At 60.8% G+C, this 22,201-nt stretch carries 19 protein-coding genes; 10 read left to right on the top strand and 9 right to left on the bottom strand.

What is annotated here, in order from left to right; translation table 11 throughout:
• Entirely contained in the window at positions 1-957 is a 957-nt protein-coding gene (locus GRAN_RS02080; protein ID WP_128911357.1) for a HEAT repeat domain-containing protein, read from the bottom strand.
• 313 nt (positions 958-1,270) lie between these two features.
• On the opposite strand from GRAN_RS02080, the gene GRAN_RS02075 reads away from it, so the two are divergent.
• Complete coding sequence (locus GRAN_RS02075) at positions 1,271-4,699, top strand: TonB-dependent receptor (RefSeq protein ID WP_128911356.1); 3,429 nt, start codon at positions 1,271-1,273, stop codon at positions 4,697-4,699.
• Positions 4,700-5,150: 451 nt separating this feature from the next.
• Here the strand turns inward: GRAN_RS02075 and GRAN_RS02070 are convergent, their stop codons facing one another.
• The gene (locus GRAN_RS02070; protein ID WP_128911355.1) at positions 5,151-5,477 is read right to left on the bottom strand and encodes a rhodanese-like domain-containing protein; all 327 of its coding nucleotides are present in this window, start codon (positions 5,475-5,477) and stop codon (positions 5,151-5,153) included.
• Positions 5,478-5,589: 112 nt separating this feature from the next.
• Between GRAN_RS02070 and GRAN_RS02065 the strand changes: the two genes are divergently transcribed.
• Positions 5,590-6,327, top strand: coding sequence for a DUF2306 domain-containing protein (locus tag GRAN_RS02065; RefSeq protein ID WP_128911354.1), 738 nt, complete (start codon positions 5,590-5,592; stop codon positions 6,325-6,327).
• A gap of 60 nt (positions 6,328-6,387) precedes the next feature.
• Here the strand turns inward: GRAN_RS02065 and secA are convergent, their stop codons facing one another.
• Both secA and GRAN_RS02055 read right to left on the bottom strand, forming a co-directional pair.
• Positions 6,388-9,486 carry a preprotein translocase subunit SecA gene (gene secA, locus GRAN_RS02060; protein WP_128911353.1) on the bottom strand — a complete coding sequence of 1,033 codons (3,099 nt, stop codon included), beginning with the start codon at positions 9,484-9,486 and terminating at the stop codon, positions 6,388-6,390.
• A 144-nt stretch (positions 9,487-9,630) separates the two neighbouring features.
• Positions 9,631-9,921, bottom strand: coding sequence for a hypothetical protein (locus GRAN_RS02055; protein WP_128911352.1), 291 nt, complete (start codon positions 9,919-9,921; stop codon positions 9,631-9,633).
• Between the two features lie 114 nt (positions 9,922-10,035).
• Between GRAN_RS02055 and GRAN_RS25350 the strand changes: the two genes are divergently transcribed.
• The gene (locus tag GRAN_RS25350) at positions 10,036-10,206 is read left to right on the top strand and encodes a hypothetical protein (protein WP_161570799.1); all 171 of its coding nucleotides are present in this window, start codon (positions 10,036-10,038) and stop codon (positions 10,204-10,206) included.
• 72 nt (positions 10,207-10,278) lie between these two features.
• On the opposite strand, the gene GRAN_RS02050 is transcribed toward GRAN_RS25350, so the two are convergent.
• Both GRAN_RS02050 and GRAN_RS02045 read right to left on the bottom strand, forming a co-directional pair.
• On the bottom strand, positions 10,279-10,635 hold the full coding sequence (locus GRAN_RS02050) for a KH domain-containing protein (protein ID WP_128911351.1): 357 nt from the start codon (positions 10,633-10,635) through the stop codon (positions 10,279-10,281).
• Positions 10,636-10,693: 58 nt separating this feature from the next.
• Positions 10,694-10,894, bottom strand: coding sequence for a hypothetical protein (locus GRAN_RS02045; protein ID WP_128911350.1), 201 nt, complete (start codon positions 10,892-10,894; stop codon positions 10,694-10,696).
• A 290-nt stretch (positions 10,895-11,184) separates the two neighbouring features.
• Here GRAN_RS02045 and GRAN_RS02040 point away from each other — a divergent pair, with 290 nt between their 5' ends.
• Positions 11,185-11,853, top strand: coding sequence for a Crp/Fnr family transcriptional regulator (locus tag GRAN_RS02040; RefSeq protein WP_128911349.1), 669 nt, complete (start codon positions 11,185-11,187; stop codon positions 11,851-11,853).
• 6 nt (positions 11,854-11,859) lie between these two features.
• On the opposite strand, the gene GRAN_RS02035 is transcribed toward GRAN_RS02040, so the two are convergent.
• The 3 genes from GRAN_RS02035 to GRAN_RS02025 all read right to left on the bottom strand — a co-directional run bounded on the left by GRAN_RS02035 (position 11,860) and on the right by GRAN_RS02025 (position 14,027).
• Positions 11,860-12,666, bottom strand: coding sequence for a rhamnogalacturonan acetylesterase (locus tag GRAN_RS02035; RefSeq protein ID WP_128911348.1), 807 nt, complete (start codon positions 12,664-12,666; stop codon positions 11,860-11,862).
• A 41-nt stretch (positions 12,667-12,707) separates the two neighbouring features.
• Complete coding sequence (locus GRAN_RS02030) at positions 12,708-13,136, bottom strand: hypothetical protein (protein ID WP_128911347.1); 429 nt, start codon at positions 13,134-13,136, stop codon at positions 12,708-12,710.
• Between the two features lie 75 nt (positions 13,137-13,211).
• Positions 13,212-14,027 (bottom strand): class I SAM-dependent methyltransferase, encoded by an 816-nt coding sequence (locus GRAN_RS02025; protein ID WP_128911346.1) that lies wholly within the window; start codon positions 14,025-14,027, stop codon positions 13,212-13,214.
• 76 nt (positions 14,028-14,103) lie between these two features.
• Between GRAN_RS02025 and GRAN_RS02020 the strand changes: the two genes are divergently transcribed.
• From GRAN_RS02020 to GRAN_RS01995, 6 genes are all read left to right on the top strand, one after another.
• Positions 14,104-15,492, top strand: a complete 1,389-nt coding sequence (locus GRAN_RS02020) for a M28 family peptidase (protein WP_241654286.1) — start codon at positions 14,104-14,106, stop codon at positions 15,490-15,492.
• Between the two features lie 8 nt (positions 15,493-15,500).
• Positions 15,501-16,904, top strand: a complete 1,404-nt coding sequence (locus GRAN_RS02015) for a dipeptidase (RefSeq protein ID WP_241654285.1) — start codon at positions 15,501-15,503, stop codon at positions 16,902-16,904.
• A 5-nt stretch (positions 16,905-16,909) separates the two neighbouring features.
• The gene (mobA, locus tag GRAN_RS02010) at positions 16,910-17,635 is read left to right on the top strand and encodes a molybdenum cofactor guanylyltransferase (RefSeq protein WP_161570798.1); all 726 of its coding nucleotides are present in this window, start codon (positions 16,910-16,912) and stop codon (positions 17,633-17,635) included.
• 57 nt (positions 17,636-17,692) lie between these two features.
• Positions 17,693-18,631: an ABC transporter ATP-binding protein gene (locus tag GRAN_RS02005; protein WP_128911344.1), complete on the top strand. Its 939-nt coding sequence runs from the start codon at positions 17,693-17,695 to the stop codon at positions 18,629-18,631.
• Between the two features lie 327 nt (positions 18,632-18,958).
• Entirely contained in the window at positions 18,959-20,479 is a 1,521-nt protein-coding gene (locus tag GRAN_RS02000) for a sugar transferase (protein ID WP_128911343.1), read from the top strand.
• A gap of 33 nt (positions 20,480-20,512) precedes the next feature.
• The gene (locus GRAN_RS01995) at positions 20,513-22,180 is read left to right on the top strand and encodes an NAD+ synthase (protein ID WP_128911342.1); all 1,668 of its coding nucleotides are present in this window, start codon (positions 20,513-20,515) and stop codon (positions 22,178-22,180) included.
• Positions 22,181-22,201: the final 21 nt, after the last annotated feature.

Raw genomic sequence — 22,201 nt, 5'->3', positions numbered from 1 at the left:
TCAGGAGCAGGGACGTCCGAGTTCCCCGAGACGGGCGCGGGTTTCCGCACTCGGGGCGGAGCGGCACAGGGCTTCCTGCGCTTCGGCGGCGTGGGTGTCTTCGGCGATGAGGTGCAGGAGATAGGCGGTACCCTCCTGCTGGCGGCTGAGCGCGATGGCGGAGAGGACGCACTGCCGGAACCATGGGTCACGGGCTCGCTGTGCGGCGGCTTTCAGGATGGGAAAGCATTCGGGGGTCTGGGTCTGGGCTATGGCCATCGCGGCCTCGGCGGAAGCATCGTCTTCGGGGAGAAGGAACTGCGCCGCCCAGGGCAGGGCGGCCGGCCCGTCAAGCGAGAGGACGCCCGAGTAGCAGGCCCCGAAAAGTTCGGGTGTTTCAGAACCGAGGTGGGCTCGCAGGGAAGGAACGAGGGAGATAAGTTCGGCGTGGAAACGGAGGAGGAGCGAGGCGGAGTCGGTGCCAACCTGCTCGACGGCGCGCGCGGCGTTGACGCGGACGGAGAGCTCCTTGTCGGCGAAGAGGGGGGTGAGATGAGTGAGCAGGGTGTGATTGTTGAGCGTTCGGCATTGGACAAGGGCCAGGGCACACGTCCCGCGCAGTGGGCCGGCGGTGTCTTCGACTCCTCCCCAAACGGGTTCTAGCTGGACGTGACGCATCCCGGTGAGGAAGATCTCTGGAGATTGGTACTCGAAGGCGGCGAGGGCTTTGGCGATGGCGATCTTCGCCCAGCATTGAGGGTCGGACTTGGAATCGAGGAAGCGGTGGAACGCTTCGGCGAGCGCCGGGGTGAGGCTTGCGAGGTGGTGGTTCTGAGCGAGGGTGGCGGCTTTGGCGACGATGAAGTTGTTGCGATTGGTGAGGGCTTTGACTAACCCAGCCTCGGCGGCTTCGGGGGTGGCGTCGCGGAGGGTTTCGAGGGTGGCCAGTTCGGCGTCGAAGGAGCGCTTGGGAGGCATGTGCGTTTCGGGTAGGTCGCTTCTACTGTGGCCGCGAGCACGGTGTGCGCGGACAGCGAATCTGCCGCTTTCACCGCTCCACGAACGGCGGAATTTCGCGTTCAGCCCCTTGCACACCACCAATTTAGGACTATTGACCTAAGTCTGCTTAAGAATCTCACGTCCTGTCAAATTTGTTTGCAGAAAGTTCTTATTTGACGCTCGATGTGAGCTAAATTTACTTTCAAGCGTACCCCGCACAACTTGCTCAGAGAATCCAGGTCAGGCTCCTGAGTCTATTTATTGGTTTGGTCGAGAACTTTTTGGAGGCAACGTGTTCAGAAGAAATTACCTCACAGTACCGTTAGCGCTGAGTGTGGCTTGTACCCTGGCTGCAGGCGCTCAAACGATCACCGCCGGTGTGAACGGCACGGTGACCGATTCTTCGGGCGCAGTCCTGCCCAATGCAAAGGTGACGGCCATCAACGTCGCGACCAACGTCGCGGCATCCACGCCCACCACCAAGGAGGGCGTGTACGTTCTGCGGAACCTGCAGATCGGACAGTATAAGCTGATGATCGAGGCTCCCGGCTTCGCCACCCAGACGCTTGGACCCTTCACCCTCGAGACCGGCCAGGAAGCGAAGCTCGACGCCAAGCTCGGTGTTGAAGGTTCCACCAGCCAGGTATCGGTCAGCAGCGAAGTCGCTCCCCTCCTGAACACCGAGAACCCGACCCTCGGCACGACGCTCGATGCTACCGCCATCGCCGCCATCCCCCTCGTCGGCCGCAACTTCACCGAACTCACCCTCTTCGTCCCGGGTGCGGTCACCGGCAACCCTGCAGGATTTACCAGCAGCTCGGCAACCGTCGAACGCAACGGAAACGGAACGCTTGCCTCCCAGAACGGGAACCGGCAGGAAGCGAACAACTTCCTGCTCGAAGGCATCGACATCAACGAGACCATCAACAACCAGCTCGGCTATAACCCCAGCCCGGATGCGATCGGCCAGATGCGCGTCATCTCTTCGAACGCGAACGCCGAATTCGGCAACGTCGGCGGCGGCCAGGTGATCACGCTCCTCAAGAGCGGCACCAATAAGTTCCACGGCAGCGCATTCTTCTACCTGTCGAACTACAACATGGATGCCAACACGTACTCCAATAAGCACGTGGCAGCTGGCTCGGCTTTCACACCGATCACGCCCTACACCCAGTCCTCTTTTGGTGGCACCCTTGGCGGCCCCATCATCAAGGACAAGCTCTTCTTCTTTATGGACTACGAAGGCATCCGTTTCCACTCGGCCGGTATCGGAACCGCGTCAGTCGCCACCCAGGCGATGCGCAATGGCGACTTCAGCGCGTTGCTCGATCCGAACGTCTACGGAGCGAATAAGGCGATCCAGCTTTACAACACCCAGGCCGCAGGCCAACCGGCTTACGTAAATAACCAGCTCGGCGCTCCAACCAACCCCGTGGCGCAGTACCTGTATTCGCATCCGCAGTACTACCCGCTGCCGAACCACGCGCCTTTGCCCGGCACAGCGACCCAGAACAACTTCCAGGGACCCAACAAGGAGAACCGGTACAACAACCAGTTCGACGTGAAGGTGAACTACACCTTGTCTCCGAAGGACACCTTCTCCGGAAGCTACTCGCACGGCCTGGCGGGAGACTTCTCAACCCCCGTGCTTGCGATCAGCTTCCCGGGCGTCACCAGCGATCCCTTCCAGAGCTTCTCGTTTGACTACGTCCGCGTATTCACACCGCGGCTCACCAACGACCTGAACCTCGGGTTCTCGCGCGTTGTCCAGCTTGGTGCCAACACCACCGACTCGACGGGCAACTTCGGTCTGAACGGAGACTCGATCATCGGCGTTCCTGGCATCACGCAGGCGCAGCCCGGGTTCATCGCACAGAGCTTCACCGGCAGCAACACCGGGGGCCTGTCCACGCTGGGCAACTCCTCCACCGGCACCAACTACATTGACAATACCTTCAGCTACACGGACACGGTGACCTACCAGTTGGATCGCCACACCATCAAGGCTGGCTTCCAGAGCCTTCGGTACCAGCAGAACACGTTCTATCCCGGTAATGACGGCGCTGAGGGGCACTACGACTACAGCGGGCAGTTCTCCGCCCTGAACGGCACGACCGGCGGCTTCTCCCTGGCCGACTTCAACCTCAACCGGATCTACACGCGCGCCATCGGTGGCGTCACTGGACCGGCCGGTCAGCGGCAGTATCGTACCTCGGCCTTTGCTCAGGACGACTACAAGGTGACTCCGTCTTTCACCCTCAACCTCGGTCTGCGCTGGGAGTACGACGAGCCCATCTATGAGGTCAACAACAAGCAGGCCAACATCAACGTCACGACGAAGAAGGTTGTGCTTGCCGGTCAGAACGGCAACAGCCGCGCTCTCTTCAATGGCGTGTGGACGAACTTCATGCCACGTGTTGGATTCGCTTGGAACCCCTCGCCCAAGACCGTGCTGCGCGGCGGCTACGGCGTCACCACCTACTTTGAAGGCACCGGCGCCAATCTTCGCCTGAACTTCAACTATCCCTTCCAGAACGCCTTCACCGCGACCGCCGCGATTCCTTCCGCAACCAGCGCCGGTGCTCCGTTCAACACCAGCCAGGCCTTCGGAACGACCAACACCAGCTGCGACATCACAACCAGCACCACGCCTTGCACCACGACTATCCGCGCATGGGACGTGAACATCAAGCCCATGTTCCTGCAGGAGTTCAACCTCACGGCTGAGTATCAGGTCAGCAACTCGGCATCCATTGTGTTTGGATACCTTGGCCAGACCGGTGCTCACCTCGTCACAGCCGGCGCCGGAAACTCGCTGCCGACTGGATGCTTCGTCAATGGCGTGGCGACCGATCCGACGACCGCTGCCGGTACGGCTGCCTGCCCCACCCCTTACGCCAACCTCGTAGGACAGGGCGGTTCGGTTGTCTTCACGAACTCGAACGCCATGGAGAACTACAACAGCCTCCAGACCACCTATCGCCAGCGACTCAGCAAAGGTCTGGAACTCACCGCCAACTACACCTACGCCAAGGCTCTGACCAACAGCACCGGCTTCTTCGGAGCACAGGGCATCAATGGTCAGTCTGCTTATGCACAGAACTTCTACGACAACCACTCCGAATACGGCCCAACGGCGCAGGACATCCGCCACAACCTGAACGGGCACATGAACTACACGCTTCCAGTTGGGCGTGGACAGATGTACTTCGGAAACATGAATCGTGTTCTCGATGAAGTGGTCGGCGGATGGCATGTCGCGATGACGGCTCTTGTGTACTCGGGCTTCCCGGTCAACATGAGCGCTACCAACGTGAGCGATTCGAAGAACAACTCGGAGCGCGCGAATCACCTTCGCGCGATGAAGATCACGAATCGCACGGCGAACCGGTGGTTCGGTACCGACCCATCGGCTCAGCCTTGCGGCGCCGTGGACAACGGCTCGTGCGCCTACTCCCAGCCGGCTGCTGGTACGTTCGGCAACGCCGGTGTGGATTCGGAGCGCGCTCCTGGTTACCAGGCTGCCAACGCCTCGGTCTTCAAGGACTTTGCCATCACCGAAGGCCAGCATGTCAGCTTCCGGGCGGATGCGGCGAACGTCTTCAACATCACCTCGCTCGGCAACCCGACCAACAACACCCAGTCCTCAACCTTCGGACAGATCACCTCTTCGCGCTCGCAGGCTCGTCAGCTGCAGCTCTCGGCGAAGTACGTGTTCTAAACATCAACGCCAACCAGAAGAGAGCCCGGCTTCGTGCCGGGCTTTTCTGCATTAAGGCCCCGCATCCTCACACTGCCTTCCGACAACGTGTCCCCAAACTTTCTTTCGTCATTTTCCTCAGCAAAAACGCATGTCAAGCCCCCGGGCAACGCATCTCACACATTCCAAAGCGAAAAGTCGCTGTCCATTTAGTTTCGGTCAGCTTGATACACTGGAAGCAAAGAAGAAAAGAGGTCCAGGCTCAGGTGCCTTGGACCTCTTTTTCGTGGAAGACGTGAGCTAAGTTATTTGGTATCTGATATTTGCGGGCAAGTCATGTATTATCTTATATTTACATGGACAACCTTCCCTTAAGTCTATGAAAGCGAAAGACTTGGACGCGGGCAATGGGGAGGGGGGTACCCGCCCATAAGCCGTCAGGAAGGTAGTGAATGGGATCGCAATTTGGTGGTTAGTAGCGAGGGACGGTTGGGTCGATGGTACGGGACCAGGCGTCTATGCCGCCGGCCAGTGATTGGGCGTTCTCAAAGCCTTGCTGGCGAAGCCACATGGTGACGTTCAGGGAGCGGGCTCCGTGGTGGCAGACGACGAGGATGGGCTCGTCAGGATCGAGTTCGTTGTTGGCACGGGCTGGGACCTCGCCCATGGGCATGAGAAGGGAGTTTTCGATATGGGCTGTGTCGAACTCCCACTTTTCGCGGACGTCGACGAGTACGGGCGCGTTGGGTTGCTTGAGGAGTTCTGCGGCGGCCTGAGCGGTGATTTCGGGGTTGAGCATACAGGTTCAGGATACAGGGCTGAGCTCTTGGCGGTTCGTGGAACTTATTTTCCAGGGTTCGCGTATCCCGTGCATCCCGTGTAATCGGTGAGGTTCGAAAGGTCGTACAGGCATGCGACTCCCGCTCCTGATCCTTCATATCCTCGGCGGCTCCGTGAGCCTTCTTGCCGGCACCGTCGCCATGATCGCTCGCAAAGGCGATCGAGTGCATCGAGTGTCGGGGAATGTCTTCACGCTCGGCATGTTGACCCTTGCCACGAGCGGTTTCTGGCTCGCCATCCTCAAGTCCCAGGTAAGCAATGTGATCGCCTCGGTGCTTACCTTTTATCTGATTGGAAGCGCGTGGCTCGCTGGACGGCGTCGCAATGAAACCGGAGTCCTCGACTGGTCCGGCCTGGTGCTTTGCCTGACTTCGGCAGCGGGCGTTCTGACGCTTGGCGTTCGCGCTGTCTCCTCCGCCGCCGGCACGGACAATGGCGCACCCGCGGCGATGAGTTTTATCTTCGGCGGCATCCTTCTGCTTGCCGCTGTTGGAGACATTCGCATGCTCGCGCATGGTGGCATCACCGGCCGTCCACGCATCGTCCGGCATCTTTGGCGGATGTGCATTGGATTGTTCATCGCGAGCGGTTCCTTCTTTCTTGGGCAGCCGCAGGTCTTCCCGGTTTGGCTCCGCGGATCCATTTATCTCATCGTTCCGGCCCTGCTTCCGCTTCCGCTGATGATCTTCTGGCTCATTCGGGTGCGCTTTGCGGGCGCCTATGGACTCCGACCGTCCGCCATCCCTGTAATCGGCGATGTTCGCAGCGGTGAGCGGGAAATCGCGGATCAGGGCTTTGTGAAGCTTTAGTCCAGAACGATGGTGGATCCTGAATCTCAGGGGCGAGATGCAGGATCCACCATTGTCTTGTTAGGCATTGGCTCCGTGGCAGTTCTTGTACTTCTTGCCGGAACCGCAGGGGCAGGGTTCATTCCGGCCTACCTTCTGGCCGGTTGTGCGGGGGCCGGAGCCGTTGGACTCGGTGTTGGGAGAGCCGGCGGCGCGGGCCTGAGCTAGTTCACGCTCTTTCTTCCGCTGGAACTCCCTCTCCAAAGCGTCGATGGTCGTGGACGGGGCCTTGGTCTGAGCGATCGGGCGAGCCGGTGGGCGCGACGCGGCGATGTCGTTCGTGCTGGTCGGAATGCGGTTAGGCGGAGGTAGCTGCTGCGGAGGCTGAGGCGCGGCGAGCCCGGCGATGAGGTTCGCGTCGGACTCCGAGATGGCCTGCGGGCCGTCGTTGCCTTCGATGAGCGTGCCCTGCTGGGCGTTCGCCATCTGGGCGGCTTCGAGTTGAGCAGCGGTCTCGATTGGCGTGCCGTCGGGCCCGATGATCTGCATGCGGAAGAGGTGACGGCTGGTGTCTTCCTGGAAGCGGAGCATCATCGCTTCGAACATCTCGAAGGACTCCTTCTTGTAGGCGACGAGGGGGTCTTGCTGGGCGTAGCCGCGGAGGCCGATGCCTTCCTTCAGGTGGTCCATGGCGAGGAGGTGGTCCTTCCATAGGCCATCGAGGACGGAGAGCATGACGATGCGCTCGTGGTAGCGCATCGCGGGGGCTCCGAGGATCTGCTCCTTGATGTCGTAGCGGGCGCGAAGTTTCTCGAAGATGGTTTCGCCGAGTTCGTGGCGGCTGAGGGCGTCGACGTCGATCTCTTCCTTGAGCCGGGCCCCGAATAGGTCGTAGATCTGCTCGAAGAGGGCGTCCGTCTTCCATTCGGCGGGAGTAGCCTTCTCGGGGACGGTCTCGTCGAGCAGGTTCGACATGATGGTCGAGACGTAGTCCTCGGTGATGAGCTGCTTCTGGTCTACACCTTCCATAAGCTGCTTGCGCAGGCCGTAGACGGCTTCGCGCTGCTTGTTCATGACGTCGTCGTACTCGAGGACGTGCTTGCGCGACTCGAAGTTCTGCGTTTCAACGGCCTTCTGTGCGGCCTCGATACGACGGGAGATCATGCCGGATTCGATCGGCACGCCCTCTTCCATGCCGAGGCGCTGGAGGAGTGTGGAGACCCACTCGCGGGCGAAGATGCGCATGAGGTCATCTTCGAGGGAGAGATAGAAGCGCGAAGCACCGGGATCGCCCTGGCGTCCGGCGCGTCCGCGAAGCTGGTTGTCGACGCGCCGGGACTCGTGCCGCTCGGTGCCGAGGATATGAAGACCCCCAGCGGCGATCACCTGGTCATGCTCCAGCTTGGCGGCTTCGGCATGGGAGGCTACGGCGCGATCCCAGTTCTCCTGGGTGGTCTCGAACTCCTGCCCGGAGTAGTAGAAGCGGAACATGCCGGGTCCGGCGACGGGCTGGATGGCGCCTTCGGCTGCGGAGACGGCGCGGGCCTGCTGCTTGCGGACGAGGTCCTGGCGGGCCATGAAGTCGGAGTTTCCGCCGAGGAGAATATCGGTTCCGCGACCGGCCATATTGGTGGCAATCGTGACCATGCCAAGACGTCCGGCCTGGGCGACGATCTCGGCTTCCTTCTCGTGGAACTTGGCGTTGAGGACGACGTGGCGGACGCCCTTGCGCTTGAGGATCTCAGAGAGGAGCTCGGACTTTTCGATGCTCGTGGTTCCGACGAGGACGGGCTGCTTCTCGGCGTGCAGACGGGCGATCTCGTCGGCGACGGCGAAGTACTTTTCCTTCGCGGTGCGGTAGACAACGTCGGCATTCTCGATGCGCTGCATGATGCGGTTGGTGGGGGTGACGACGATGTCGAGCTTGTAGATCTTGTCGAACTCGGCGGCCTCGGTCTCGGCGGTTCCGGTCATGCCGGAAAGCTTCTTGTACATGCGGAAGTAGTTCTGGAAGGTGATGGTGGCGAGCGTCTGGTCTTCCTTACGGATCGCCACGCCTTCCTTGGCTTCGACGGCCTGATGAAGTCCGTCGGACCAGCGTCGGCCGGGCATGAGGCGGCCTGTGAACTCGTCAACGATGATGACCTCGCCATCCTTGACCACGTACTCGACGTCGCGCTTGTAGAGGTTGTGGGCCTTGATGGCGACTTCGACGTGGTGCTTGAGGTCCCAGTTTTCCGGGTCGGCGATATTGCCAATGCCGAGGAGTTCCTCGATCTTTTCCCAGCCGTCGTCCGTAACGGTGATGGAGCGGGCCTTCTCGTCGATGACGAAGTCGCCGGTGTAGACGCGGGTCTCGATGGTCTCGGTAAGTTCGCCCATTTCGAGCTTGGGGATGATCAGGTTGACGCGGGCGTACTTGTCGGTGGTCTGGTCGGTGGGGCCGGAGATGATGAGCGGCGTGCGGGCTTCGTCGATGAGGATGGAATCGACTTCGTCAACGATGCAGTAGTAGTGGCCGCGCTGTGTCATGTCGGCTAGCTCGAACTTCATGTTGTCGCGCAGGTAGTCGAAGCCGAACTCATTGTTGGTGCCGTAGGTGATGTCAGAGGCGTAAGCTTCGCGGCGGGCGCGGTCGTCGAGGTCGTGGACGATGACGCCGACGGTGAGGCCGAGGAAGCCGTAGATTTTGCCCATCCACTCGGCGTCGCGCTTGGCCAGGTAGTCGTTGACGGTGACGACGTGGACGCCGCGACCGGCAAGAGCGTTGAGGTAGCAGGGAAGCGTGGCGACGAGGGTCTTGCCTTCGCCGGTCTTCATCTCGGCGATCCGGCCCGAGTGAAGGGCCATGCCGCCGATGAGCTGGACGTCGAAGTGACGCATCCCGACGGCGCGCTTGCCGGCTTCGCGGACGACAGCGAAGGCTTCGGGCAGGAGGGCGTCGAGTGCACTTTTTTCGGCCTGGTAGATCTCGTCCTCGTGCTCACGGTCGGCGGGGATGTCCTTGATGGCGTCGGCGATGCGGGCGCGGAACTCCTGCGTCTTGTTGCGGAGCTGCTCATCGGTGAGACCGGTGAGGGAGGATTCGAGAGCGTTGACTTCCTGCACGACCGGAAGCATCTTTTTCACGGTTCGTTCATTACTTGTGCCGAAAACTTTGGCGAGTACGGAGTTGAGCACGAGGGACTTCCTTCCAAGAGACCCGCTACACGGGGTGCGGGGATCGGGAGCGATTAAGATTTTTGGATGATTTCGGCGCGGGGCGCGAACGGAGTGCGGGCGCTGAGGGGCTGGGCTGGCCAGGGGAATCAGAAGAGGGCTGGGTCAGGGAGCGTTAGGGGCGTGCGCTAACGGGGCGGCTTCGGCGAGCATGACCGGCGTGGGCGACGGATGGGCCGCGGCGACGGCTATCGGGCGGGACGCCAGATGCGACGGAACCGGAGCGCGACGGGGCGCGAGGCGGGTGGATGGGGCGAGGGTGCGTCGGGCCGTTGGGCTGGTGGTGTCCAGATGCCTTGCCGGGACGCCCGAGGGCGAGACTGCAGCGAGAAGAGCGTGGGCGTGCATCGGCGCGACAGACAGGAGAATCGCGGTGATGACGAACACAGCATACATTTCGACAGGATACCATCTGCGGCTGGTTGAAAGGATGGAGATGGCACGGTGAAAATCGGAATTGGGTCGGGTGGGGGACAGACACGCGAGGAAGCTTTTTCCTAAGATTTCCCCATGAATCCTGATTCCAAACCGCACATCGCGTCTGCGGAGCCACTCGACGGCGGAGTGATCATCGCATTCGACGATGGAAGGATCGGGTTGTACTCGGCGGAGCTTCTCTCTCGCGTTTTTCTTGAGGCCAAGGAGCTCTTCGATAAAGACGTCGATGGGATTGAGGCCTGAAGCGGCGCTGCGTCGGGCACAGAACATGCGTCGCGCGACATGCAACTCGGCCGGGGCGGTACCAACTCTGCGTCAAAGGGTGGCCCGGGCGTGGGGTGGGGTGACGGAGGCCGGTTCCTCCAGGTAGCCGATCAGGTCGAGGGTGATCCTGGCACCGGTTTTTGCACTCATCGCGGCCAGGATGGTTCGTATGGCGCGGATGAGCCTGCCGTGCTTTCCCACGACCCGGGAGACCTCGTCCGGTGCGATCTTCAACTGCACCATGAGTTCGTTTGGTGTCTCGACGGTGGTCAGGGTTAGATCCGTCGGCTGTTGAAGAACGTGGTCTGCGATGTAGAGGATCAGAGTCCTTGCTTCAAGCAAGACCTGACGCCGCTCAGCTTCAGAAAGTGACTTCGTCTGTTGGCGGGATGCGGCGGCTTGAGGCATAGTTCGAGCTCCTGAGGAAAGATTTGGATTCCGACTTGCGCCGGCCTTCAAATGAGGATCAGGTAGGGCGGGAAAAGCTCTTGGTGGGGTCGAATGCAGTGGCGTTCGGCAAGTTTCGATAGAGCAGGTCAGCCGAGTAGAACGCGATCTCCCCGCTCTCGAAGGTGATGAGCAGACCGCGATAGAACCTCTCGGCTTCGATGATGTTCAGGGGTGGTGGGCGATCTGGGGGGCTTGTGGCCGGTGTCTTTGCTTCCATATACACCACCTTGGTTAGCGAGGGTTGCATGCGCGGAATCGTATTTTTGGGTACCGGTCGATCGACCAACGGCGATGGATCTCGTTCGATCGTTCTTCCGTCATCTTCTGACCGGTCGTTTTCGTTTCGCTGTTCTGTTTTGAACAGAAACGGTATCTTTCTTTGCTCATTTGTGAAAGATCTCCATCTTTCCGCATTTTTCAGGGTGACTTTGCTTGCCAGCTATATGTCGTCTATGTAACACATGGGTGCTATGATGGCCAACGCGGCTGGAGAGGGCCGATACTTTGGTGCCAGAGCGGAAACCGCCATTCGATCCGGAGGTCTTCCTTGCGGGGAATGGGCCTGCTGGGAATGGAGAGGGCCGGAGTGTCCTGAAGCTCAGGCCGAAGCAGCCCATCTTCTCGCAGGGTGAGCCGTCGGACGCGATCTTCTACATCCAGAGTGGGCGAGGTAAGCTCACGGTGCTTTCGCCGACGGGGAAAGAGGCGACGATCACGCTGCTCGCACCTGGGGATTTCGTCGGGGAAGACGCGATCGCGGCGGTTCCGGGACTGCGGTTGGCGACGGCTAGCGCAGTTACGGTGTCTTCCGTACTGCGGATCGAACGGGATTCCATGATGCGGGTCATGGCGGAGCAGCCAAAGTTCTCCGGGTTGTTCATGGCGTTTCTGCTGCAGCGGAGCATGCGGACGCAGTCGGACTTGGTGGATCAGCTCTTCAACAATAGCGAGAAGAGGCTGGCCCGCATCCTTCTGCTGATGGCGGAATTCGGCAAGCCGGGTGAGCCGGAGAGCCTGATCCCGGAGATTACGCAGGACACGCTGGCAGAGATGATCGGGACGACGCGGTCAAGGGTGAACTTCTTCATGAACCGGTTTCGGAAGATGGGGTTCATTGAGTACAACGGGCGGATCAAGGTGCATAAGTCGCTGCTGAATGTGGTATTGCACGATTGAGCCGTCTTATTCGGGCTTCATGTACGCCACGAGGGGTGAGTGGCCGGCGCGGAGGGCGAGGGCGACGGCCTGGGCGTTGAGTCGGGCACCTTCGGGGCTGGTGTGGGTGTGGTCGATGGGGAAGAGGGTGGCGGTCTTTTCCTGGCCGAGAGCTTCGAACTGGTTGGCGGCGATAGCGGACATGTCAATAAAGGTGATGTGCTCCTGGGCGGCGACCTGGCGGACGAAGACGTTGTAGCCCATGTCGCGTTCGATGTGGCCTTCTTTCCAGATGTTACGGACGGTGGTGTCGAGGAGGATAGGGATGGCGCTCTTGGCGCGGGCCTCTTCGATGATCTTTCTCAGGTACCAGCCGAAGGTGTGGACGGTTTCGGTGGTTCCGGCTAACGGGCCGGTGGTTTGCGGGACCTGCTGGGTATCCTCGCCGATGCCCTTGAGGGTGCCGCGGGGCTTGGCTCCGCCGAGGTCGCCACCGTCGTTGTGGCCCATCTGCAGGAGGAGGAAGTCGCCGGGCTTGATCTCTTTGAGGGTGGCCGCCCAGAGGCCTTCGTTGATATAGGTGCGGGCGGAGCGGCCGGCACGGGCGCGGTTGGCGACGTTGATGCGGATGGTGTCGAAGAAGGGGGCGAAGTGGTCGCCCCAGCCGAGGTCGAGCTTGTTGCGAGCGGTGGAGTCGCCCACGATGAAGACGGTCGGGAGAGTGGGGTTGAGGGGGACGTCGACGGGGACGTCGGTCTGGGGTGGGGCGTCGGGAGTTTGGGCGGGGGCGTGGAGGGTGAGCAGGAGCGTGAGGAGGAGGACGAAGCGGCTCATGTGGAGAGGGTAGCACCGGCTTGAGGACGGTCTGAGAGGCTTCAGGCGTGGGTGTCGATGAGGTTTCCAGATGGCTGGCCGGCGTGGACGAGGAAGCCTGCGACGACGCCGAGGGCGGTGGGGGTGTCGCCGGAGGAGATAGAATCGGCGATCTTCCCGAGGAGGCGCTGAAGAGGAGATGGGGTGGGTGGGTCGGAGGCAGAACTCTCGCGGGACTTTGCTTCCGCCCGGATGCGGGAGAGGTCGGATTTCGAGGCGGAGACGTCTCCGGAGACGAGACCCTTGAGGAGACTGACGAGGTCCTTGATGACGGCGGTGAGGGTTACGCTGTCGTTAGTCGAGTCCGCAGTGGCGATGTCGTCGTTCTCGCCGGTGGCCTCGGTGGAGGATGTGGGCGCAGACGGGCTGACCGGCCCGGTGAGGAGAGTCGGCTCAAAGATCGCGTACGACGAGATGACGGAGAGCGACAACAGGCACCTTCGGCAGAGAGTTGCTTATCTATCGGCAGAGTTTAGCCCGCTGTTCAGTCGCATCGGCAATTATTTTCAGGATCGGGTGGCGTGAAAGCGGAGGCGGACGTAGTCGGCGGTCCAGTGGCCGCCGGAGTCGGAGAGGATGGGGCGGAGGAGGGCGACGGTGGTGGCGAGAGCTTCGGTGCGATCCGTGGGGGTGAGGTGATCGAGGACACCATTGCGGAAGGTGTTGAGCCAGTGGGTCATGCCGTCCGCGCCGTTGGGGAGGGGCGTCGGGCGGGGGTGGAGTTCGATCGACTGTACGGAGAAGCCGGCGGACTCGAGGAGGGCGCGGTATTCGGCGGGTGAGGCGAAGAAGCTGGAGGCGATGGCTTCGGAATCGAGTCCGTAGGGGGAGAGAACAGAGGATAGCGCTGTGCGGATCGCGGCGATGTTGCCCTGGCCGCCCATCTCGGCGACGAAGCGGGCTCCGGGGCGGAGAGCGCGGTGGATGGCTGCTAGCGCGGCGGGCTGAGATTCGCGATGGATCCAGTGGAGGGCGGCGTTCGAGAAGGCGGCGTCGAAGGCTTCTTGATAGGGGAGTGACTGGGCGGTGTGGTGCTCGACCGCGAACGGGGTCGGTGCGGCGGCGGCGCGGGTGCGGGCGGCGACGATCATGGATTCGGAGGCGTCGATGCCGATGAGGTGGGCGCCGGTGGCGGCTAATTGCTCAGTGAGGGCTCCGTCGCCGCAGCCGATGTCGAGGATGTGCTCTCCGGGTTGAGAGGCGAGAAGGTCGACGACGGGTGCGGCGAGGTTGGCGACGAAGCGGCCGTTGGCGGCATAGGCTGAGGTGTTCCAGGTCTGTCCGGTGGTAGGGGCGGCGGGCTCGATCGTTTGGACTTTCATATACTCATTGTTTGCGTGTCCGAAGGGGTTTGCGAGGAGTATTCGCAGATTCGAAGGGCGGATAAGGGCGGACGTGATGTCAGGGAAGATAGCTGGGATTGTGCTTGGGCTGGGGATGGTTGTGAGTTGCATGGCGCAGCAGGGCGGCGGGTGGGTGGTGAAGCAGGAGTGGGTGCGAGCCCATGAGGAGTTCCTGGCGAGCGATGTGATGGCAGGGCGGGGAAGCGCGACACGGGATGAGGAGATCACAGCGACGTATGTAGCGTCGGAGTTCATGGCGTACGGGCTGAAGCCGGCACCGGGCATGTCGGGGTACATCCAAAGCGCGGAGGTGGTGGCTCCTCAACTGGATGGCAAGGCCACGCTGACGGTGGGGAGCGTAATGCTTCGAGAGGGTCAGGATTTTCAGTTGCTCACGTCTTCGGCTGAGGCGACGCGCGGGACCTTGAAGAAGGTTGCGGCGGTCGATGCGGGGCAGGCCGAGGTGAAGGGGGCAGTGGTGCTGTTAACCGGGGATCCGAAGACTGCTCTTGACGCGGCGAACGGGTTGGTGCGGCGAGGGGCGACGGCGGTTCTGGTGGTTCAGAGCGGAGCGAGCGATGAGTTGGCGTCGATGTTCGGGGGGAAGACGCAGGTGCGCATGAGATTGGCGGAGTCGAAGCCGACGCCGGGGCGGACGCTGGTGGCGCTGACGGCGGAAGCAGTGAACCGCCTCGCGGAGGAGGGTAATGCGAAAGCTGAGCTGGCGGTGCATGTCCTGCCTGAGGGAAACGTGCGACGGACCTTCAATGCGATTGGCTATCTGGAGGGGAGCGATCCTTCAGATGGGACGATTTTGCTTACGGCGCACCTTGACCACCTAGGTGTGGGCAGGCCGGTAAATGGGGATTCGATCTTCAATGGCGCGAATGATGACGCGGCGGGAACGGCGGCTGTGCTGGAGTTGGCTCATGCGCTGGGGGCAGGGCCGAAGCTGAGGCGGAATGTACTTTTCGTCTGCTATGGGAGCGAGGAGGCTGGGACGCTGGGGTCGACTTACTTTGGACAGCATTCGCCGGTACCTTTGAAGAGCCTGGTGGCGAATCTGGAATTTGAAATGATCGGTACGCAGGATCCGAAGATGCCTAAGGGCGTACTTCTGCTGACCGGGTGGGAGAGGTCGAACCTGGGGCCGACGTTGAAGGAGCACGGAGCGCTGCTTGGGCCGGATCCTTACCCGGAGCAGCACTTCTTTCAGCGGTCGGATAATTATGCGCTGGCGCTGAAGGGGGTGGTGGCGCATACGGCAGCGGGATGGGGAACCCCGCCGACGTATCATCAGCCGAGTGATGATCTGGCGCACTTGGATATCGCGTTTATGACGGGAGCGATCCAGAGCCTGGTTGAGCCGGTACGGTGGCTGGCGCAGAGTGACTTCCGGCCGAAGTGGAACGAGGGCGGGCAGCCGGTTGCAGGGAGTAAGTAGGAAGTTTGATGGGAGAGACGATGGCTTTGACGGCGGCTGTGGCGTTTGCGAAAGACAATGGGGACCGGTTCGTTGACGAGTTGAAGGCCTTGCTGCGGATTCCTTCCGTTTCTACGGCTCCGGAGCATGTGGGGGATGTAAGGCGGGCCGCGGAGTTCTGTGCGGCGGAGTTGACGCGGATCGGACTGGAGCATGTTCGGTTGATTGAGACGTCGACTGCGGACCGAGCCGGGTATCCGCTGGTGTACGCGGACTGGCTGCATATACCGGGGAAGCCTACGGTGCTTTGCTATGGGCACTACGATGTGCAGCCGGCGGAGCCGCTCGATGAGTGGAAGTCGCCGCCGTTCGAGCCGGAGATCAGAGGGGAGAACATCTATGCGCGCGGTGCCGTCGATGACAAAGGGCAGATGTGGATGCACGTGAAGGCGCTCGAGGCGCTGATGGTGGCGGGTGGGGGGACACTGCCGGTGAACGTGCGGGTGATCCTTGAGGGTGAGGAAGAGGTTGGCGGCGAGGGGATCGCCGCCTTCGTGCGGGAGCATGGGGAGCAACTTAAGGCGGATGTTGCGCTGGTGTCGGATACGGAGCTGTTTGCCGATGGGCTGCCGACGCTGTGCGTTGGGCTGCGGGGGATGATCTATACGGAGATCGAGGCGCGGGGGCCGCGGACGGATCTGCACTCGGGGATGTATGGCGGAGCGGCTCCGAATCCATTCGTGGCTTTGGCCCAGATCATTGCGAAGCTGAAGGATGAGGATGGGAAGATTTTGGTTCCGGGCTTGTACGAGAAGGTGCAGAAGCCTACGGACGATGAGTTGAAGGCATGGAAGGCGCTGCCGTTCGATGAGGAGCACTACCGGGAGACGGAAGTCGGGTCGACGGTGCTGACCGGAGAGCCGGGGTTCTCGGTGATGGAGAGAACGTGGGCGCGGCCAACTCTTGAGGTGCATGGGATGCCGGGTGGGTTCATCGGGGCCGGCGCAAAGACGGTGATCCCGGCAAAGGCGACGGCGAAGGTGAGTCTACGGCTTGTGCCGAATATGACTCCGGCGGAGACGTTCGCGCAGCTGAAGGGTTTTGTCGAGTCGATCCGCCCAAAGGGAATTGTGATCGAGGTGCGGATGCTGCACTCGGGGGATCCGATCGTGGTGAGTACGGACAATGAGTTTGTGCGGGCGGCGACCGAGGCCATGCGCACTGTGTTCGGCAAGGAGACAGTGTTCGTGCGCGGGGGTGGGTCGATCCCGATCGTCGGAGACTTCGTGCGGCACTTGAAAATTCCGACGGTCATGATGGGGTTCGGTCTACCGGACGACAATCTGCATGCGCCGAATGAGAAGTTCCATCTGCCAAACTTTCACCGTGGGATCGAGTCGATTATTCGATGGCTTCAGGCGGTGGGAGCCTGAGCCGGATGGAGATGGAGCTGCCGGCAAGCGGGTTTGTGCTCGCGGGGGGGCGAAGCTCGCGTATGGGCGCGGACAAGGCGATGTTGCGCTTTGACGGGACGCCGCTGGTGCAGATCGCGCTCGATAAGCTGCGGTTCGGGTGCCGGAGAGTGGCGATCCTCGGGAATCGTCCGGAGCTTGGCGACTTTGGGATGGTTTTGCCGGACGGACTGACGGAGGCTGGTCCCTTGGCAGGGATCGCGACAGCGCTGCGGCGGGTCAACGAGGAAGAGACGGCGCGGGACTGGGTGATGCTTATGCCGGTCGACGTTCCGGCGGTGCCGGGGACGTTCTTGATGGCCTGGGCGTGGCAGGTGGCGCGGGATCCGACTGCTCCTGCTGCGGGCTGCTTCCGGGTGGAGGGACGCGTACAGCCCTTGGTAAGCATGTTGCACCGGGAACTTTTGCCATATGTAGCGGCGGCTGTGGATGCGGGCGAGCGGAAGGTGCTTGCAGTGCTAGAGGCAGCAGCAGCACAAACCGCGGCAGATGGGCTTGGTACGAGAAGGAGCGGGTTACGCGTGGATGAGCCTAAGGAGACGTTCTGGCGCGGTTTCTGGAGGCCATCGGAGCTCGAGCGGGCGACGGAGCCTCTTTGGTTCGCGAATGTCAATACTCCGGAGGAGTTTGCGCGGGTAGAACATGAGTTCGCGGAGGCGAAGAAGTCGCTGGAGCGCACAGGGAAGGAATAGCGGATGCGTCAGGGCTCCTCGCAAAGGCTTACTGGATAATGAAATGGGGTAGAGCGGATGAGCGTTCCGGATGAACAGTACGAGCAGAAGCAAGCCGACAGTCACACGAGTCACGAGACGGATGAGCATACACCCCTGACGGCCGAGGTATCGGCGGATGTCGCTCCCGCGGTTGAAGAGTTCATGGAGCAGGCAGCGGCTCAAAACGAGGCGGCTAACGAAGCCGTGCAGGATGTCAATCATCACCAGGGGCCTTACATCTCGTTCGATCATGTCTGCAAGGCATTTGGAGATTTTGTCGTGTTGAACGATGTGAGCTTCTTCGTGAATCCCGGGGAGACGCTTTGTATTCTGGGGCGAAGCGGCGTGGGCAAGTCGGTGTCCCTACAGATGCTGATGGGGTTTCTAAAGCCCGACCAGGGCAAGGTGCTGGTCGCGGGCGAGGATATTACTCGCTTCGACGAGAAGAAGCTGCAGGACATTCGCCGGAAAGTGACGATGGTTTTTCAGAACGGGGCCTTGTTCGACTCGATCACGGTGGGGGAGAACGTGGCGTTTCCGCTTCGCGAGCGCAAGGATCTTGCGGAGGAGCAGATCTTCCAGGTGGTGAAGGGGCTCTTGGAAATGGTGGGCGTGGCGGGGATGGAGGGCCTTCTGCCGTCGGACCTGTCGACCGGAATGAAGCGTTCGGTGGCGATTGCGAGGGCGCTTGCCTCGCAACCGGAGGCGGTGTTGTACGACGAGCCAACGACGATGGTCGACCCTTTGATGGCACATCTCCTTGGGGATCTTATTCAGCGCCTGAAGCAGCAACTGCATCTGACGAGTATCGTCGTCACGCACGATATGCGGTTCGCCAAAAAACTCGCCGACCGTGTTGTATTCCTACATGAGGGAAAGGCGAGGTTCTTCGGGACGATGGAGGAGATGGAGCGCAGCGATGACCCAATCTTGAGTGAGTTTTTGTCGCTCGACAGCCTGGTTCTGCCTGGTTAGCACGCGGTGTGACATCCAAAAGCGCGGTTGCTTTCGTAACAAAATGCAGGAGAGTTTGAGTAGCGGTTGGGTTTACTTGGTACAGATCCCTGAATCGCTACTTGCCATTCCCCTTGACGGAGGGTAAAGTAGCGGGGTAAGACCTGGGCCTTAAACTCCTACAACCACTCCCCGAATCAAACCTTTGCGTTCGTAGGATGTTTCGTTAGACTACCCCCACAGGTACTGGCAGCCGCATCGCGGCGCGAGATCCCACTCGTATTGCCCGCGAGGAGCTGTACGACGAGCAAGCGCACGTTTTTGCGGGACTTTTGAGGCTCAGGAAGCATGTCCACACCGGATTACCTGCAACAGGCGATCATCTCGGGGCGAAGGAGGAGCAGTCCTTCTGGCCGGGAGCACGTGGGGCTCTTTCAGCGCCCTTCGGTGACAAGTCTCGTATGGGCTTCCCTGGATATACTGACGGCAGGTGTGGCTGGTCTCGCCGCAATGCGCTTTAGGACGGCGGTCCCACTTGAATTTCTCACTGCGGACGGACCGTCCGGGTCAGCGTTTCATCATCTGAGCCATCCTTCGATCTCGACCAGTGTGTTCTACATGGGATGGTTTGTACTCTGCCTAATCTTCTTCGCGCGGTCCTATGGGCTCTATCAGCCTATTCAGGGCAGGAGCGGCCTGCACGAACAGCGGATGACGGTGCAGGCGACGCTGACCGCCGGACTTCTCCTCTGTGGAGCCCTTTACCTCGCAAAGGCTGAGGTGATCTCGCGCATTGTCGTCATTCTAACGATTCTTTTCACCGCAATCCTGATGTGCGCGCGTCGCGCGGCGTGGCGACGAGTGGTTTATAGCCGGTATCGTGAGGGGCTTGAGACCCGAAACGTCATGATCATCGGCGCGGGCCGGGTGGCGCATGCACTGCGGAACCATCTCGAGTCGCTCCGACACATGGGATTCCGGTTCAAGGGATTTGTGGCTTTGACGGAGCGCGAGGCGGAGTCGGGCGACGTAGACGTGATTGGAGATGTCCGGAACTGCCTGCCGCTGGCGCGGTCCCTGTTTGTGGACGAGATTTTTATCTCCGCGCCTGCGGATAAGAAGCTTGTGATCTCGCTTGTGGAAGAGGCGCGAGCCGCCGGTATCGATGTCCGCGTTGTTCCGGATCTTTATGACGGTCTGGCATGGAACGCTCCGGTTGAATACATCGGACAGTTCCCGACGATTCCGCTGCATCGCCGCGACTTCGCCATCGGCGCGATGCTGATGAAGCGGATGCTCGATATCACGGTTTCGGTCGTTGGGCTGGTACTGACATCGCCGATCATGCTCGGGATCGCGCTCACCATCTACTTCAGTTCCGGATCACCGATCTTCTATAAGGCACAGCGCATTGGGCGAAAGGGCAGGACGTTTACCTGCTTCAAGTTCCGCACGATGGTCGTAGATGCGGACAAGTTGAAAGACCAGATGTCCCACATGAACGAACGGGACGGCATCCTGTTCAAGATTGCTAAGGACCCACGCATCACTAGGGTTGGTCCGCTGTTGCGGAAGTACTCGCTCGATGAGCTGCCACAGCTCTATAACGTTCTGCGCGGGGATATGAGCCTGGTTGGACCTAGGCCTCCGATTGCGGCCGAGGTGGAGAAGTACGATCTTTCGCATCTGCGCCGGCTGGATGTGCTTCCGGGCATCACCGGGTTGTGGCAAGTTGAGGCGCGGCAGGATCCGTCGTTCGATAGCTATATCTCGCTCGACACGGCTTACGTCGAAAACTGGAGCTTATGGCTGGATCTTAAGATCCTGGCGCGGACGGTGGGCGTTGTGTTCAGCGGGACAGGTTCTTAGCTATGAGCGCAGGTTGGCGGTAGACTTGGAAGTGTGAAGATTGCACTTGGTCAGATCAACCCAACAGTGGGAGACTTCGCGGGGAACACGCGAAAGATCCTGGACGGAGCGGAACGCGCGGCTGACCTTGGGGCCGAGTTGGTGGTCTTTCCCGAGCTTTCGGTGTGTGGGTATCCTCCGGCGGATCTGCTGGAGAAGGCTGACTTCATTGCGCGGGCGCAGCGTGCTATTGCAGAGATCGCAGCGTGGACTGCTGGAGGTGGAAAGCCGGCGGTGCTGTGCGGGACGGTGATGCCTGCCGAAAGCGGCACCGGCAAGCATGTGCGGAATGTGGCTGTCCTGCTGGCGGATGGGGCGGTGCAGTTCGTCCAGCAGAAGATGCTCCTGCCTTTCTACGACGTGTTCGATGAACAGAGGTACTTTGAGCCGGCGGTGCGGCAGTCGCTGGTGACAGTGCGCGGACAGACGGTGGCGATCACGATCTGTGAGGATGCCTGGAACGATAAGGGTTTCTGGCCGAAGAGACTTTACTCCACTGATCCGGTGGAGGAGTTGATGGGGCAATGGCCTGCGGATGCGACGCAGAAGATCATGGTCAACATCTCGGCTTCGCCTTACTGGTGCGGAAAGGCGCGGTTGCGCGAGAGGATGTTGGGAGCGGTCGCGCGGCGGGATGGGGCTTGCGTTGCGATGGTCAATCAGGTTGGTGGAAACGACAGCCTGATCTTCGATGGGTCGTCGTTTGCGCTTGATGCGGAAGGGCGCGTGATCGCGCGAGCGGCTGCGTTTGCGGAGGATCTGGTCGTCTTCGATACGGTGACTTCACAGCCACTGGAAGTGCCTGCCGAGGATGTGGATGATATCGCCTCGACGTGGCGAGCTCTTGTGCTTGGGGTTCGCGACTACGTGCGAAAGTGCGGGTTCTTGAAGGTGCTGATCGGCTTGAGTGGTGGTATCGATTCGGCTCTGGTAGCGGCGATTGCGGTCGAGGCTTTGGGCGCGGAGAACGTGCTTGGAGTTGGAATGCCGAGTGAGTATTCTTCCTCGGGTTCGGTCGACGATGCTCGGGAGCTGGCGGAGAATCTTGGGATTCGGTTCGAGGTGCTGGCGATTCGGGATGTCGTTGAGCGCTTTGATGGAGTACTCGAGCCGTTGTTCGCAGGAACTTCGTTCGGGCTTGCGGAAGAGAATATGCAGGCGAGGATTCGTGGCACCTTGCTGATGGCGTTGTCGAACAAGTTTGGCTCCCTTGTGCTCACGACTGGAAACAAGAGCGAGATGTCGACCGGTTACTGCACGCTTTATGGCGATATGGTTGGTGGTTTGGCGGTGATTGGCGATGTGATGAAGACGCGGGTGTATGCGTTGAGTCGATGGGCGAATCGCGATCGCGTGGTCATTCCGTTGAATACGATCGAAAAGCCTCCTTCAGCCGAGCTGCGACCGGATCAGAAGGATACGGATTCTCTGCCGCCTTACGAGGTGCTTGATCCGATTCTTGTCGCTTACGTCGAGGAGTACTGCTCGGCGGAGAAGATTGCGGCTGATCAGGGCGTGGATGTTGGTTTAGTGAAGCAGATTCTGAAGATGGTGGAGCGGGCAGAGTACAAGAGACAGCAGGCGGCGCCGGTGTTGAAGGTAACCAAGAAGTCGTTTGGCAATGGGCGGCGGTTTCCGATTGCGGTTAAGGTTGAGGTTTAGGCTTAGGTTTTCGGAGGATGG

The sequence above is a fragment of the Granulicella sibirica genome, assembly GCF_004115155.1.
GTDB lineage: Bacteria > Acidobacteriota > Terriglobia > Terriglobales > Acidobacteriaceae > Edaphobacter > Edaphobacter sibiricus.
This window is presented reverse-complemented; position numbering and strand designations above follow the sequence as displayed.

Excerpts from the sequence above, each read along its gene's own strand:
- mobA (WP_161570798.1), top strand. The coding sequence starts at position 16,910 with ATGGAGATGGAGCTGCCGGCAAGCGGGTTTGTGCTCGCGGGGGGGCGA.
- GRAN_RS02050 (WP_128911351.1), bottom strand. The coding sequence starts at position 10,635 with ATGCCTCAAGCCGCCGCATCCCGCCAACAGACGAAGTCACTTTCTGAA.
- GRAN_RS02065 (WP_128911354.1), top strand. The coding sequence starts at position 5,590 with ATGCGACTCCCGCTCCTGATCCTTCATATCCTCGGCGGCTCCGTGAGC.
- GRAN_RS02020 (WP_241654286.1), top strand. The coding sequence starts at position 14,104 with ATGTCAGGGAAGATAGCTGGGATTGTGCTTGGGCTGGGGATGGTTGTG.
- GRAN_RS02005 (WP_128911344.1), top strand. The coding sequence starts at position 17,693 with ATGAGCGTTCCGGATGAACAGTACGAGCAGAAGCAAGCCGACAGTCAC.
- GRAN_RS02045 (WP_128911350.1), bottom strand. The coding sequence starts at position 10,894 with ATGGAAGCAAAGACACCGGCCACAAGCCCCCCAGATCGCCCACCACCC.
- GRAN_RS02000 (WP_128911343.1), top strand. The coding sequence starts at position 18,959 with ATGTCCACACCGGATTACCTGCAACAGGCGATCATCTCGGGGCGAAGG.
- GRAN_RS02025 (WP_128911346.1), bottom strand. The coding sequence starts at position 14,027 with ATGAAAGTCCAAACGATCGAGCCCGCCGCCCCTACCACCGGACAGACC.
- GRAN_RS02080 (WP_128911357.1), bottom strand. The coding sequence starts at position 957 with ATGCCTCCCAAGCGCTCCTTCGACGCCGAACTGGCCACCCTCGAAACC.
- GRAN_RS02070 (WP_128911355.1), bottom strand. The coding sequence starts at position 5,477 with ATGCTCAACCCCGAAATCACCGCTCAGGCCGCCGCAGAACTCCTCAAG.
- GRAN_RS02055 (WP_128911352.1), bottom strand. The coding sequence starts at position 9,921 with ATGTATGCTGTGTTCGTCATCACCGCGATTCTCCTGTCTGTCGCGCCG.
- GRAN_RS25350 (WP_161570799.1), top strand. The coding sequence starts at position 10,036 with ATGAATCCTGATTCCAAACCGCACATCGCGTCTGCGGAGCCACTCGAC.
- GRAN_RS02035 (WP_128911348.1), bottom strand. The coding sequence starts at position 12,666 with ATGAGCCGCTTCGTCCTCCTCCTCACGCTCCTGCTCACCCTCCACGCC.
- GRAN_RS02015 (WP_241654285.1), top strand. The coding sequence starts at position 15,501 with ATGGGAGAGACGATGGCTTTGACGGCGGCTGTGGCGTTTGCGAAAGAC.